This is a genomic window from Nostoc sp. FACHB-280, from assembly GCF_014697615.1.
Taxonomy (GTDB): Bacteria; Cyanobacteriota; Cyanobacteriia; order Cyanobacteriales; family Nostocaceae; genus Nostoc_B.
The window spans coordinates 98,216-112,681 of record NZ_JACJSD010000011.1 but is presented as its reverse complement, the minus strand read 5'-3'; the positions used below and the strand labels follow the sequence as shown (position 1 = coordinate 112,681).

Annotated in this window: 12 protein-coding genes and 1 pseudogene; 4 read left to right on the top strand and 9 right to left on the bottom strand. The window is 41.1% G+C overall.

Annotated elements, in window-relative coordinates; genetic code table 11:
- Position 1 precedes the first annotated feature (1 nt).
- The gene (locus H6G75_RS10735; protein ID WP_190979985.1) at positions 2-2,383 is read right to left on the bottom strand and encodes a transglycosylase domain-containing protein; all 2,382 of its coding nucleotides are present in this window, start codon (positions 2,381-2,383) and stop codon (positions 2-4) included.
- Between the two features lie 310 nt (positions 2,384-2,693).
- On the opposite strand from H6G75_RS10735, the gene folK reads away from it, so the two are divergent.
- On the top strand, positions 2,694-3,227 hold the full coding sequence (folK, locus tag H6G75_RS10730; RefSeq protein ID WP_313934826.1) for a 2-amino-4-hydroxy-6-hydroxymethyldihydropteridine diphosphokinase: 534 nt from the start codon (positions 2,694-2,696) through the stop codon (positions 3,225-3,227).
- A gap of 88 nt (positions 3,228-3,315) precedes the next feature.
- Positions 3,316-3,861, top strand: a complete 546-nt coding sequence (locus H6G75_RS10725; protein ID WP_190979923.1) for an NUDIX hydrolase — start codon at positions 3,316-3,318, stop codon at positions 3,859-3,861.
- Here the strand turns inward: H6G75_RS10725 and H6G75_RS10720 are convergent.
- The 6 genes from H6G75_RS10720 to H6G75_RS10695 all read right to left on the bottom strand — a co-directional run bounded on the left by H6G75_RS10720 (position 3,856) and on the right by H6G75_RS10695 (position 8,862).
- A complete protein-coding gene (locus tag H6G75_RS10720; RefSeq protein ID WP_190979922.1) occupies positions 3,856-3,993 on the bottom strand; it encodes a hypothetical protein in 138 nt (45 codons plus the stop codon). The two genes, H6G75_RS10725 and H6G75_RS10720, sit on opposite strands and share 6 nt — an antisense overlap.
- 124 nt (positions 3,994-4,117) lie before the next feature.
- Positions 4,118-4,474, bottom strand: coding sequence for a XisI protein (locus H6G75_RS10715; protein ID WP_242051504.1), 357 nt, complete (start codon positions 4,472-4,474; stop codon positions 4,118-4,120).
- Position 4,475: 1 nt separating this feature from the next.
- On the bottom strand, positions 4,476-5,126 hold the full coding sequence (locus H6G75_RS10710; RefSeq protein WP_190979921.1) for an HAD family hydrolase: 651 nt from the start codon (positions 5,124-5,126) through the stop codon (positions 4,476-4,478).
- Between the two features lie 117 nt (positions 5,127-5,243).
- Positions 5,244-6,443 (bottom strand): NAD(P)/FAD-dependent oxidoreductase, encoded by a 1,200-nt coding sequence (locus tag H6G75_RS10705; RefSeq protein WP_190979983.1) that lies wholly within the window; start codon positions 6,441-6,443, stop codon positions 5,244-5,246.
- Positions 6,444-6,621: 178 nt separating this feature from the next.
- Positions 6,622-6,867, bottom strand: a complete 246-nt coding sequence (locus H6G75_RS10700; protein WP_190979920.1) for a ChaB family protein — start codon at positions 6,865-6,867, stop codon at positions 6,622-6,624.
- A gap of 366 nt (positions 6,868-7,233) precedes the next feature.
- Complete coding sequence (locus tag H6G75_RS10695) at positions 7,234-8,862, bottom strand: DUF655 domain-containing protein (protein WP_190979919.1); 1,629 nt, start codon at positions 8,860-8,862, stop codon at positions 7,234-7,236.
- 215 nt (positions 8,863-9,077) lie between these two features.
- Between H6G75_RS10695 and H6G75_RS10690 the strand changes: the two genes are divergently transcribed.
- A complete protein-coding gene (locus tag H6G75_RS10690; RefSeq protein WP_190979918.1) occupies positions 9,078-10,247 on the top strand; it encodes a cysteine desulfurase family protein in 1,170 nt (389 codons plus the stop codon).
- A 6-nt stretch (positions 10,248-10,253) separates the two neighbouring features.
- Here H6G75_RS10690 and H6G75_RS10685 read toward each other — a convergent pair whose 3' ends face one another.
- Complete coding sequence (locus H6G75_RS10685) at positions 10,254-10,979, bottom strand: Uma2 family endonuclease (RefSeq protein ID WP_190979917.1); 726 nt, start codon at positions 10,977-10,979, stop codon at positions 10,254-10,256.
- A gap of 82 nt (positions 10,980-11,061) precedes the next feature.
- Between H6G75_RS10685 and H6G75_RS10680 the strand changes: the two are divergent.
- Positions 11,062-11,247 (top strand): annotated as a pseudogene (locus tag H6G75_RS10680) (Uma2 family endonuclease); the annotation flags it as partial.
- 252 nt (positions 11,248-11,499) lie between these two features.
- Here the strand turns inward: H6G75_RS10680 and H6G75_RS10675 are convergent.
- Positions 11,500-14,331, bottom strand: coding sequence for a GUN4 domain-containing protein (locus tag H6G75_RS10675; RefSeq protein ID WP_190979916.1), 2,832 nt, complete (start codon positions 14,329-14,331; stop codon positions 11,500-11,502).
- Between the last annotated feature and the right edge of the window lie 135 nt (positions 14,332-14,466).

Sequence of the window (14,466 nt, the reverse complement as noted above, 5' to 3'; positions counted from 1 at the left end):
ACTATTGTGAAGATGACTTTGGTCTTAGTCTATCGCGCCAACTTGGTGTTGATGTTCCAGAAGAACCAGAAGAACCAGAACTATTACTAGTGGAAGCAGGTTGGGAATTACGCGGTGCGTCAGAACCTGATTCTGTTCGCCTGGATCTTCTGCCAGAACGAGATGGTTCTGTGGCTGTGGCACTAGACTCATTTTCAACGGGAGAGCGTCGCACCCTTCTGGATGTGTCACTGCTGTCTTCTTGGGCTTGATATCGCCGCCGTCTTCTGGGTGTTTCTGTATTATCTTCTTGTTGCTGGTAATTACGTCTACGTCGTCTGCGTGATGAACTGCTATCATCAGAGTCGCTGGAATTTACCTCTTCATTATCGTCACTGGAACTGTTGCGGACTTTCTTTCCTTTAACGGGTTCGGCTTTGATTGTGCCTTTGCGACCTTCTAATTTTGGCCTTTCGGGGAATTTTTCAACTGGCATTCCCTCTGTTGCTGTTTCCATAAATTCATGCCAGGTGTAGGCAGCACTGCTACTAGCGCCATAGGTAGGGCGGTTATCATCGTTACCTAGCCAAACACCTGCCACAACTTGCGGAATGTAGCCAATAAACCACAAATCTCTAGCTTCGTCGGAAGTACCGGTTTTGCCAGCTACAGGCCGATTATCGAGTTGGGCTGCTGCTCCTGTGCCTTCGACAACCACGTTACGCAGCATCCAAGTCATGATAGCGGCACTATCAGCATCTAAAGCCCGTTGAGATTTAAAATCTGCTGACCAGATAACTTGACCTTGGCGGTTCAGAATGCGCCGAATACCGTGGGGTTCTACGTGTAAGCCCTGGGTGGCAAAACTACCGTAAGCACTGGTCAATTCTAGAAGGTTGACTTCATTGGAACCAAGGGCGAGAGAATAATGGGGATTCAGTTTTGATTTAATGCCCATATTGTGGGCTAATTTAATTGTTGGCTCAAATCCCACATCTAGTAATACTTTCAATGCAACTATATTCACAGATCGCGTGAGAGCATCTCTCATGTCTATCAAGCCCCGGAATTTTTCGCCATAGTTTTTGGGTTCGTAACCATCGACGACAAAGGGAGCATCTAAATAAGTATCGTAAGGGCTTTTGCCTGTCGCGATCGCCGCAGCGTAGACAAATCCTTTAAATGTTGAGCCTGGTTGACGTTTAGCTTGGGTGACGCGATTAAATTGGTTTTTGCCAAAGTCTTTACCACCTACCATTGCTTTAATTTCACCACTGCGGGGTTCAATAGCAACTAAAGCAGCTTGCTTAAAGTTTTCCCAACGCCCTTGATTTTTTAATACTTTTGTAACCGCGGCTTCGGCGGCTTGTTGCCATTTCGTTTCTAAGGTGGTTTCTACTGTTAAACCACCAGCCGCCAGCACATCTGCGGGAACATATTTGGGTAATTCTTGCTGGACGTAGCTGGTAAAATACGGTGACTCTACTTCTAGCCGTTTGGGCAAGCTAGTTTTGACAACTAACGGTTCTTGAGCAGCTGCTTGACTTTCAGTAGCGGTAATAATGCCATCTTCCCGCATCCGTTGTAAGACTAAATTGCGTCTTTGTTTAGCTGCTTCTGGATTTTGGGCTGGAGAATATAAACTCGGTGCGGGGGCTAAACCAGCAATTGTAGCTGCTTCGGCTAAAGTCAGTTGGTCTACTGGTTTGCTGAAGTATACCCAAGCGGCATCAGCCACACCATAAGCCCCGGAACCTAAGTAAACCAAATTTAAATAACGTTCTAAAATTTGGTCTTTAGTAAATTCTTTCTCAAGTTTTTGGGCAAGACGGACTTCTTTAAGTTTGCGCCAGATGGTTTTTTCTTGTTTTAAAAATAAAATCCGAGCTAATTGTTGGGTAATGGTGCTACCACCTTCGACGACATTTTGCGATCGCAAGTTATTTAAACCTGCTCTGGCAATACCTTGGGGATCAACACCATTATGTTCTGTAAATCTGCGATCTTCTGAGGCAATAAAAGCTTTTTTTAAAGTATCGGGGATTTGTGTGATTTTAAGTTGTTCTCTGGTAGCTTCTCCTTGCTGTTGGAGAATTGTTCCATCAGCAGCTTTGATGGTTAAGGTTTGCTCCCGAACCACAGCTTGCAATTCGGCTTTATCTGGCAGAGTTTTATCTATGGATGTAACGATATATTTCGCACCAACCACACCACTACCGACAGTCAGTACTGCCCAAAACCAAAAACGACGATAAAACGGCTTTTCCCTACTGGTGAATATAGTTACTATTCCAGAGGAAACATGAGCCACCCGGCCAAATAGTTGGCTAACTTTTCCCACCTTGGTTGGGCTTAAGCTCTCGTCGGTGGATTCCTCATTTTTATATTGATTCCCAGGCGACAATCGCGCTTCCTCCTTGTCAGAGTCACTCAAACTTTGTTGGTTGTTGCTTGAACCAGGAGGTGAGATTCCCCACGTTAGTTCCTTGCTACAAGTAAGCACAGGTTAACTGCCTAAAAGAGATTTTAGGACTTAATTAACTGTGTTCGTGTTAGTATATTATCCTATAAATAATTAACTGAATTCATTGCTACATAAAATATTATTCTGGTGTTTAATAGTCGAGTTTTGTCAAGATTCAAGCCGTAATTTTATTTAATTCTTCAAAGAAAAATTGTTAAAAGTATCCGGTCTCAACGGGGAGCAAAAAATAATAAATCATCCTGATGATAGTGGGCAAGAATTTCTTAGTAGTAAGCAAGGTGTACAGATAGCGGTAGCACTAGGAAGCAATCTAGGTGATTCTCAGCAAATATTAACAGCCGCGATCGCCAAGTTAAGTGCAGTACCAAAAATGCAATTAACAGCAACATCCAGGTGGTATAGAACTAAAGCAGTAGGTCCGCCGCAGCCAGATTACATTAATGGCTGTATTATCATGCAAGTAAACATCTCACCGCAGGTATTACTAGAAACTTTGTTAGCCACAGAACAGCAATTTGGACGAGTCAGACAAGAACGTTGGGGGCCGCGATCGCTCGATTTGGACTTGTTGTTGTACGATCAAGTAATTCTAGACACGCCAAATTTGCAAATCCCCCATCCGCGAATGCGAGAGAGAGCATTTGTTTTAGTTCCCTTAGCCGAAATTGCGTCAGATTGGATTGAGCCAGTTTCCGGATGCACGATCAAACAGTTGGTAAAAGATGTAGACTGTTCTGATGTACATTTACTGAAGAGCAATTAAAGTCACTACCCATAAACAAGCAAAATCCTGATCCCACAAACGACAAACACTGTTTGTTCGTTGATTTTGAAAAGATAAAAACATCACTATGCCATTAGGTAGAGAATTACCACAGTTATTAAAACAGCGCCTATTTCACAAAGGACGCAAATTTGATTTTGAAGTGAATCGTTTGCGTTTACCCAACAAATCCGAAGGGGAATGGGAGTGCATTCGTCACCCCGGCGGGGCGTTGGCTGTACCTGTCACCAATGAAGGAAAACTAGTGCTTGTGCGTCAGTATCGCTTCGCCGTTCAAGGCAGAATCTTAGAATTTCCCGCAGGCACTTTAGAATATAACGAAGATCCCCAAGCAACAGTCAAGCGGGAAATTGAAGAAGAAACAGGATATAGCGCCCAAAAATGGCGCAAACTCGGCGAATTTTTCCTTGCGCCGGGATACTCCGATGAAATTATTTATGCTTTTCTCGCCCAAGATTTAGAAAAGCTAGAAAAGCCGCCTACCCAAGACGAAGATGAAGACATTGAAACAGTCCTGATGACACCAGAGGAACTGGAAGCCGCAATTTTACAAGGCGAACCAGTCGATGCAAAATCAATCGCCAGCTTTTTCTTAGCGCGTCCTTTTTTATAGTTGTTGTTGGATAATCAAAAGCGATCGCTCGCTGATTCTACCAGACTCAGAGCGATCGCTTTTGCTTTGAGATTTATTACCATAAGTTAAGCAGAAAAGTAGGTTGAGGGAAGCGATAGCGAAACCCAACAAAGTATGCTTGGATGTTGGGTTACTCTTCGAGAAGCCGCGCGGAGTTCGTCTACGTTCCTCAACTCAAGCTACGACACAATCGGTTTTTGGTCTTAATACCCTTTTACCCTTATTTTTCTGGAGATTAACTAACTCCAAATCCACTATATTCTCTCATATATGGAGGTTGCAGTCCCAGAACAATATCGTTTTTTGCAACTCCTTTAGCTATTAATATATCAGCAATGATTGTGTCTGTTTGATTGCGTTGAATCCAAATTTTTTCTTCTCTAATTTCTAAATGAAGTACACAGTTGTAAATCCGTCGATGTTCGTTCCACCCCAAATCAATTAATAAGTAACGATCATTGACTAAATCAAAAACTGTTTCTGATTCAATCTCTCCCCCTAAAACTTTTCCTTGAGATTCTTCTATTAATAACTGCTGAATACATTGGCGATATCTGGTTAATTTACCCATACATTTGTCTCTAGCAGACATTCTATTTTTTATCCCGATTTATCCAAATCCCGCGCATCCCAACAGCCTTCGCCCCTTGATAATCTTCCACAATGCTGTCGCCAATGTGCCATGCTGCTGACGGCGAACAATCATGTTTTTCTAAAGCAACGGCAAAAATTTGGGGATCGGGTTTAGCCGCACATGCTTGAGTGGAAATTGTCACCGAGGTAAAGTAGTCACTAATTCCCAGACTTTGTAACACAGAATAAATTCGAGAATCAAAATTAGAAATAATCCCTAGTTCAATTCCCAAACGTCGCCAGTTCATTAAAGATGGGACGACATCAGCATAGATAAACCAAGGTTCAGCCGTGCCGAAATGAATGTAAAGTTCGCTAAAAAAAGCCGGAAAGTCAGAAAATTGCTGGAGAACACCAGCCGTCTCAAAGGTGTTGAGGGCTATGACACGCCACCAGTCAAACTCGCGTTGGGGTATGTCGGCTGGTTCTGCATCTAAAAATATCGGTGGTGGTGCAGCTTTAAAACTTTGGATAAATGCTTGATTTAATCTGGGCGCAGAAACTTCCACACCAAATTCTTTGGCTATCTGACTATATACTTCGCCTACACTGCCTTTGACACCAAATATTGTGCCGACAGCATCTAGAAAAATAACTTTCGGTCGTTCCATCAAACTGTTTGTAATGAATGTATTTTGAACGTGATACTAATGTGAACCAAGACAAGGACAGATGGATTGATAGAACCCAAATACTCAAAACAATTCCCCAGACAAAATAATATGAGATTAAATTGATTGGGAAATTGTCTCTATAATAGGACGGACTAGCCAGTTAAAGCCAACTTTGAGTTGATGTTCTAAAGTCGGCATTCGATATAAATAAGCAAGACGACGCGCCACATAGCCTAAAGAACCGTCGAGTTTCACGCCTAAACCCGTGAGAGTGGCGTTATCTGTACCCAAGGCCAGCATTTCGCCAAGTTTTTGATAACGGAAGGGTAACAAGGGGCGATCGCTCAAAGAAGCCCAGATATTCCATGCAGTATAATCAGCTTGTTGAAAAGCTGCTTGGGCTGTGGCGGGAATTTGTTGATCTTCTGCATCTCGACAGTCGGCTAAATCTCCCAAGGCGAAAATTTCTGGGTGGTCAAGTACTTGTAAGGTTGGTGTGGTAGTAATTTGATGACGCTGGTTTTGTTTCAAAGGTAAGTTTTTCACCACAGGGGTGACTTGTGTACCTACAGTCCAAATTACTAAATCTACAGGAATGGTATCTATCTGATTTTTATATTCCAGGGAAATGGTATCTGCACCAATTGATTCAACCTTGGTTTCTAAATCAATAAACACACCCCTGGCTTCTAAAGCTTTCTTGGCGGCTTCACGGTTAAACTCTGGGGAAGTGCGTAAAATTTGGTCGCTGATTTCAATTAACCGCAAACGTGCTTTTTCGCCTAGTCTGTCGGCTAGTTTACAAGCTAATTCCACACCACTGTAACCAGCACCCACAATGGCAATGCGGATTTTATCAGCCTCGGATTCTGCTAAAATTTGCAGCCGTTGTTCTAGGTGGTAAGCATCATTGATAGTACGGAAAGGCAAGGCGTAGGATGTAGCACCGGGAACCATATCAAGTGGTGTTTCGCCGCCTAAAGCCAGCACTAAGCGATCATAAGGAATTTCTGGCCCGTCTTGTAATTGTACTCTTTGCTGGTCGGTGTCAATTCCTGCGACTACTGCTTGGTAAAAACGTACACCTGTACCTTGGAGAAGTTCGGCAAAGGGAGGCGCAATTTCCCAAGTTTGCAATTCCCCTGTCAGCAATTCGTAGAGTAAGGGGGAAAATAGAAAGCGATCGCTTTGATCTACCAGTACAATTTCGGGTTTTTGCTGCGATTCCCAAGGTAACTGGCTTAAGCGCAACGCTGTGTAGAGACCACCAAAGCCTCCACCAAGGATTAAAATTCTTTGAGTTTGTTGAGTCATCATTTGTATAGGATGGTTAATCCCAGTCGTCCATCTACCTCTCAGTGTAATGATTTTAGGACTGACTCACAAAGATTTCCTCTGGGGATTGGGTGAAAAAGTGAAAGGGTGTAGGGGTGTAAGGGTGTAAGGGTTTTAGATACATACACCCCCATACCCCTACACCCCTTCTTCTGAGTTAATTACCACCAGAAGTCACTGCTTTATTATGTACGGCAGTATCTTCAGATTTTCTGTGCCATTCGCCATTTTGACCTTGTTCGTATTCGTTGCGTACACTATTCCAAGCAACATTAGTAGCACCTTCTTCACTTAACCCATCACTTTGGGAAGCGTTGAAAGCGGCAAAGAAAATTTGTTGAGCGTGTTGAGGAAGTTTGTCTTGAATATCTTGAGGTAATTCTTCTATTTTGTTATAAGGCATAAACTAACTCCAGGATTTTGACCTGGGTACATCCTAAAAAATTTAGTAGTGAAACTTCCTCTGACTTTCAGTAGAAATAGATAATGAATATAAATAGGTCAACAGAAAGATAGCAGTCCTATTAGAGAAATGAACAAAAGAGACAGGGAAGACAAGGTAGATAGATGTTTGTATATTATTTAGGATTGCTATAGCAGTCTAAACCATTTGTGCAATTCTCTTTCTTTGTCTATGCGGTTAGTTAAAAAGAATACTTTTTCATAACTCAGATAGGATTGCTATAAAAACTGAGATGCACCCTTACAAACATCTCCCCCTTGTCTCCCTTGTCTCTTTTATTCACATATCAAACCAGATTTACATACATTACAAGCTCACATAATCGCGCCATTTTTCTAGCATTTTCGTACTTATACCGGGAATACGCTCTAAATCTTGGAGTGATGTAAATTTTTGTTGTTGACGCGCCATGATTATCTTTTGAGCTAACTTTTTACCCACACCGGGAAGAGTAGTTAATTCTTCCAGACTAGCTGTGTTGAGATTGATTTTTTGCGTGATTTGATTTTGACTGGAAATTGGTGCAGATATTTTCGGACATTTTTTAGTTTCTGCTTGAATTTTTGCTTGGATTTCTGATGGTAAACCAATTTGTGCTTTGGCATAAAGACGGGCAAATTCTCGCACATAATGAGCGGCAACTTTAGGATTTTCAATCACCATCAGAGTTTCATCGTTGCCATTGTTAGCTGCATCCGACCAATTATGCGAGCCTGTGATGACTATTTGATTATCAATTACAGCAAATTTATGATGTAATAAGTCGCCTTTGGCTAATACAGGTACACCAACACTATTAATCGGATTTGTCCAAGGTTTATTATCAATTTCATACTTACACTTATTACTCAAAGCCACTCCCAGCATATCTAAAGCTTCGCTGTAATAACGATAGGCAAACTGACCATCAATTAAAGCCTTAATATCTATATTTTGTTGATGACGCTGTTTTAAAACATTAGCAAGTTGCTGTTCAGAAAATACAAATAATGCCAAATCAATTGATTTCGTAGCAGCATTTAACTTTTCACCAATTAAACCATTACTAGTCTGACTCCAAGGTTGAGTAGGAGAAGCCGGAGAAAACTGGACTGTAATTTTACTATCACCAACAGTAATTTGTTGGGGAGGACGCAGTGGTTTTTTAATGCCAAATCGGCTATCTAGCTTACCTCCAGGGCCATCACCCCACATAATATTAAACTCTTGGGTAAACACAGTTGCTAATTCTGGGCTGTCAATTTTAAGTAAATTATTAGCATTACCTAAACTGCTAGGATTGGTAAAATCGCCAAAAGTGTCGCTGGGTGTGAAGTTAGCCGAAGTTACAATTACAGTGCGATTATCCACAATCAAAAATTTGTGGTGCATTAAATTACTACCTGCGGAACCATCAGCTTGATCATCGATTACAGGAGTTTTAGTATTTTGTAAAATTACTAATGCGTCTCTTTGATTAATTTCTTCTGGGCTGAGTTGGTTATCTTGATTTAAATCAATAAATTTATGAAATTCTTGATATCTTTCTCGTTCTCTAGTGGCTAGTTTTTTAACTTCTGCTGCTGTAAAGCTACTCCAAGGACGGCTATAAGTATTTTCTAAAATTACTCTCACTTTTACCCCGGCTTTTTGTCTGTCTACTAATGCTTGGGCAACTTTAGGTAAGCGTAATTCTTGGACTGCTACATCTACTGTAGATTTCGCTTGAGAAATAGTATCAACAATGATTTTTTCTAAGTCATCACCTAGTCGAGTTTGCTGACGGTAATATTCACGATATTCTGAAGATTCAGACTGATTTAAATAAACTTGAATTAATGGATCTTGTGGTAAAGGCGATAAACCCTGATGAGATGTTTTAGCCTGTTGACAAGCTGTGGTAACAAATATTAAGGCAAATAGCCAAAAATACCTTGATCTACGAAAAATTGGCACGGTAATCTGCTAAAAGTAAATTGGTGGCGAACATAGTTATTGTTCCCAAAATGCAGTACGCCAATTTAAAGAGGTAAACAGCTTGATCGGCAGTTAAAAAATCTTCCTATTGATGCAGATTAATTCACATTTTCTCAAGATTTAACCAGACAGCTTTGTATGGTGAAAATAGTGAGTAGCCCATTGTCCGTGTCTTTCCGCTCAAGTGTTGTGATATGCAAATATATTTAGACTACAGTGCTACTACTCCAACTCGCCCAGAAGCGATCGCAGCGATGCAAGCAATTCTCACGCAACAGTGGGGTAATCCTTCTAGCTTGCATGAGTGGGGACAACGGGCGGCGATAGTTCTGGAACAAGCTAGAGTTCAAGTTGCAGACTTAATTAACGCTATTGATTCAGAATCAATTATTTTTACCTCTGGCGGTACAGAAGCCGATAATTTGGCAATTATTGGTGTAGCGAGGCTGTACCCTGTACCGCAACATATCATTATTTCTAGTGTGGAACATTCCGCCATTTCGGAGACGGTGCGAATGCTAGAAATGTGGGGTTGGGAAGTTACAAGTTTGGGAGTGGATAACCTGGGAAGAGTTAACCCCCTAGATTTAAAAGCTGCATTGCGACATAACACCGTATTAGTTTCGATAATTTACGGACAAAGTGAAGTCGGGACAATTCAACCGATTAGCGAATTGGGTAAAATAGCGCGATCGCATGGTGCAATTTTTCATACCGATGCAGTGCAAGTTGCAGGACGTTTACCCCTGGATGTGCAGACATTACCAGTTGATTTACTCAGCATTTCTAGCCACAAAATCTACGGGCCGCAAGGTGTCGGGGCATTGTATATTCGTCCTGGGGTAAAAATTATGCCTCTGTTAACTGGTGGTGGACAAGAAATGGGCATACGTTCGGGAACGCAAGCTGTCCCGATGATTGCTGGGTTTGGTGTCGCTGCTGAATTAGCCGCCAAAGAACTACCCACCGAAACACCAAGGTTAATTTATTTGCGCGATCGCTTATTTGCGTTGTTAGCAGATGTCCCCGGTTTAATACCCACAGGCGATCGCATCCATCGTTTACCCCATCATGCAAGTTTCTGTCTAGAATACGCCGACGGTGAAAAACTTAGCGGTAAAACTTTGGTACGACAATTAAATTTAGCAGGTATTGGCATTAGTGCTGGTGCTGCTTGTCATAGCGGTAAACTCAGCCCCAGCCCTATATTATTAGCAATGGGTTATTCCCAAAAAGCAGCCCTGGGAGGTATTCGCATTACATTAGGAAGAGATACCACGGAAGCAGATATTGATTGGACAGCGATGGTTTTGAAGCAAATTTTACAACGACTCACCGCAGATTTTACCTTAGCCACACGTTGATATTAACTAAGCTTCCGGTTCAACGCCGAGCGATCGCAATTGAGCAATTAAGCGTTCATTTCTTTGGCGTTCTTGTTCGGCGCGTTCGTCACCAGTCAACAATAAATTACCTTGCAAATCCCACCAACGTAACCAAGGTAATGCCATATTTTGGTATTCTCCCTGCCAGATACCTAACTCCACACCTAAAGAATGTATGGGATAATGCCCACGTTCATTTGCTGATAACAGTTGATACTGTCCTTCAATTAAGTGATAAACTTCCACACTAGCTTTACTTACTTCATAAATACCGTAAAAAGCCGGATGAATTACTTGTTCATAAATCCAAAATTTGCCTTTCAAGGGAGTTTTATCTCGCTCCTCACTCCCATCACCAGAGGCAAATTCTAAAGCAATTAATGGGGAAATATACTCACGCCACAACACGTAAGAACGTCGTGTTTGCCCCTCAAATGAAGGCGGTACATTTCCTACATAAAACCAATCTGGTGCTTCTGCGCCTTTCTCTGGAGGATCAGTTAATCGCCAATAAATACCTAAATCTTGGCCAATACAATAATGACCGTCAGGATGTAATTGTTTGAGTACGGGTGTAATCGAGTCAGTCAATAAAATACTTTGGGGATGTTCTTGCCAATTCTTTGCAAAAGTCCCGTCTGATTCTGGTAGCTGCGTATGGTCTGGGAAAGGAGTAAGTTCTTCAGTAGCTCGATTGATTGCAGAGGTCATAAAACACCTTTGCAGGGATAAGGATTGTTTTTTAGTTTAGCAACTAACGGCGAAACATTTGGTCATCAGGTATCACACTGCTCAAGGTTGGTTATGGAGTCAGCAGCTAGAGTTGTATTTAGGAATTGCTCAAAATAAATTACGCTTTTTTACGGCTGAAGGTGAATTAGTTCCCACACCAGAAGAAGTTGCATATCAACAAAAACAACGAGGCGATCACTTGGCCGCAAAACTGCAAGAATTAGGTATTGACCCCGATTCTATTTAGTGGATTCACTTCTGACTTTTATTTAAGAAAAGTAGGTTGGGTGGAGCGATCGCGTAGCCCAACATCTAAAATCATTGATATTGTTGGGCTTCATTTCGTTTCACCCAACCTACACTCTCATTACTAAAAAATAAACTTTTGACTTTTGACTTTTAACTTTTGACTTCCCCAACGGGGTTATCGGATTTATGAAATGTTGATTATTGCGTGGGAAAGGCGGCTGAGATAAATGTTTACAAACTTGTGAAAGCTTTATATGTTACAGTTTACAAGTCTCGACGCGAGAGAAGAGAGTAATGCATTCTGCGTCTGTGTCTGTGACACTCCTAGGTAGGTTTTATGTGCATAATACACAAGGGTATATAAGGGTAAGTGTCCCTTATGTGCAGATGTATTATATAATACTTCATCAATAGAGCGTATCCATTGCGTTTTCACTCTCCACCCCACCGCATCAGCGAAGCGACAATAAGCTTTGTAGAGTTTATCATCTTCATCCCGCACTCTACCACCTAAACGTTCATATATCGATTTGAAAGGGGCAAGAACCTTATTGAAAGGTGAACTTGTTCGGCTTCCTTCCAAGATTCCACCAACACTGAGATAAATTTCTTTCTGGACACTAAACCCAAAGCGTCCATTGCTGTAATCAACCCATAATTTATCAATAATCCTTAAATCCTCACAGGGAAAATTCCTAATGTCATCTAGTTCTAGATAGCCTTGTTTTTCTTGTCCCGCTACTTTCAGCATCAGCTTAAATGTTTCCTTATCAGCCTCTTTCCACATACCTGCTGCTAAATAGTAGGCGAGTTGATGATACTTTTCTGGTATGCGAAACCGAACTAGGCGGAATGTATTTGTTGAGGTTTCCCGTTGATAACAAATTCCTGCTTCACCAAATCTCTCTCTAGTTTTTTCACTCAACCAAGCACAAAACGCATTACTTTTTACAAAGTCTAGCTGATTGAGGTTGTTTTCCAGAGTTAAGCCTGAGTTACTGTTGTTTTGTTCTAATAAAAACAGCCGATATTCTGCTTCAGTGATATCAGTATCATCGACTTTTTGTAATGTCCAGATTTTTTCACCTGCTGCTGTTATGGTAACTCCAGGTTGGTCTTCGGTTTCTGCACTACCTAGAAAACAATCTTCGTTGAGATAGTTTAGCCGTTTTTGCAGTTGCACTGATGCGGCTAATTTAAAAACTTCTACGTCATTTGACTGTAATCCCTGTTCTACCTTGTCGAGTAATTCCTGCTCTTTTTCTCGACTAACTCTGAGCTTATTTTGCAAACACTCGTAAGCAAGGGTGAGGTTTTCTACAGTTGGTTTATTTAATGCTGCATCAATTAGTTTATCTATTTTCACCTGACCTGCATAGAATAAAATAGTTTGTCTCCACCAGTCCAGGTATTTTTTATCTTTCGCAAAAACTTCTAATACATCAGGTTCATGTTCGGCTTTGGTGAGTTCAACCGCCGTTAAATATTCTTGAAATGTACGATGGGTAAATTCATAGAGTTTTTCTTGTTTGCGATCGCTCAACAATTCTCGCACACCAAGGTCATCTTTCTCAATAAAAGCCTCTGGTGTAAATTCTTTTCCCGCTTCAACCATCTGAGCTAATTCTTGTTGCAGAAAATCTTTGGCAAGAAAAATATTACTGTCTTGACTTTTCTCATCTAGGGTAAACTGAAGTACTTGGCGTTTCGTCATTTCCAACGCGAGTGCTTGCAAAGCTTCTTGCTTTTGTTCTGGCTTGAGTGGATATCGGGTAGTTCCAGAAACAGATTGTCTTCCTTGAAGAAGTACATCACAAACTTGCTTATACAGTCCAATTCTGGTAGGAGCAAGACTGGTTTTCTCTTTATAAGTATTAATAATTAATGCCAGTAACAACGGATTTGTTGCCATTAAACGCAGAGAAGGAACTGCGTTAATTTGACGCACTAATTCGTCTTTTTTAGATTCGGCATTTCTTCGCAGTTGTTTTTCTGATATCCCAGAGTTACGCCGCTTCTCTAGATTAAAATACCACTTATAAACAAATTCATTGCGCTGTTCTGTTGTAAATGACCTAACAAAATAATCCGGGGTATTTGGCAGAGGTGCTTGATTGTAAGCTTGTGGCCGCGATGTGAGAATGAAAGGCAATTTATTGTTATAACTTTGGAGTTGCTGAGAAACCCAAATGCTTACCTGTTTTCGATGCTCATCGTCGGCAATTTCATCAAGCCCATCTAACATTACCAGACATTTGCCATCTTTAAGCTGCTTGTTAAACCAATCTTGAGTTTTTGATGATTCATCTTTCTTCGCCTTAGCAATGACTTGCGCCAGAGAAGAATTAGTATCCGCCACAATAATCGGAGCAACATCTCTCAACCGCAACAAAACAGGAATAAGTTGAGGCAAACCCCGATACAATTTTGATTGTTTCCGCAGTGCAAACAAAAGGGTGATGTGTCTTAAAAGTGTGGTCTTTCCTGAACCCGGAGCGCCTAAAATTACCAGTTTGCGCCACGCTGATTTTTTGTTTGTAATTCCTCTTAATAAACTGCCAATTTCATGTTCTTTTTGAATGGTAATACTTCGAGAAATTTCTGTTTGTTCAAAAGCCGGATTTTGCTCTATCTCAGTTTCTTCGTCAACCGTCAAATCTTGAGGGTTATAAACTGGCTTTTCACAATTAAAGCCTAAAGGGACAAATACATTCTCTAAATCTAACCCTTCACCACTAAATCCGCGTCCCTGGTATTCTTGACATTCTGCTGTGATTGTAGCGAGATACTCAGCCCCAAATTTATCTGTAATTCCTGTCCACCATTTGGGAATTTGCGTAGCCAATAACCAGTCTAGAAATTTATCAAAATAAGGAAGCAACTTACTCCCAATTCTAATAATGAGCGCAACAACAAAAGTGATTCCTAAAAAAATAACAAACTCTCGCCATCGAGCATTTTTGGCATGATCAGCCGCAATAGCAACAAAAATACCCGGTATACCCCATCCAACCAATTTGTTGTCTAAAATCTTTTGTACCGATTCCCACCAAGCTGGTTGATTATCTGGGCTTTGAGTCATAGTGTAGGTTTAAAACTATGGATCGCTTGTGAAATAATACCTGCTGATAGCAGTATAAGCGATCGCTACCTCCGAAAAATTACTTAATAAATAATTTTAGAAAGTTTTAATCAGATACTCAGTTTCTTGCTGAAC

Bases quoted from the DNA above. Each gene is read 5' to 3' on its own strand.
- H6G75_RS10685 (WP_190979917.1), bottom strand. From the start codon at position 10,979: ATGACCTCTGCAATCAATCGAGCTACTGAAGAACTTACTCCTTTCCCA.
- H6G75_RS10725 (WP_190979923.1), top strand. From the start codon at position 3,316: ATGCCATTAGGTAGAGAATTACCACAGTTATTAAAACAGCGCCTATTT.
- H6G75_RS10710 (WP_190979921.1), bottom strand. From the start codon at position 5,126: ATGGAACGACCGAAAGTTATTTTTCTAGATGCTGTCGGCACAATATTT.
- H6G75_RS10715 (WP_242051504.1), bottom strand. From the start codon at position 4,474: ATGTCTGCTAGAGACAAATGTATGGGTAAATTAACCAGATATCGCCAA.
- H6G75_RS10690 (WP_190979918.1), top strand. From the start codon at position 9,078: ATGCAAATATATTTAGACTACAGTGCTACTACTCCAACTCGCCCAGAA.
- H6G75_RS10705 (WP_190979983.1), bottom strand. From the start codon at position 6,443: ATGACTCAACAAACTCAAAGAATTTTAATCCTTGGTGGAGGCTTTGGT.
- H6G75_RS10700 (WP_190979920.1), bottom strand. From the start codon at position 6,867: ATGCCTTATAACAAAATAGAAGAATTACCTCAAGATATTCAAGACAAA.
- H6G75_RS10675 (WP_190979916.1), bottom strand. From the start codon at position 14,331: ATGACTCAAAGCCCAGATAATCAACCAGCTTGGTGGGAATCGGTACAA.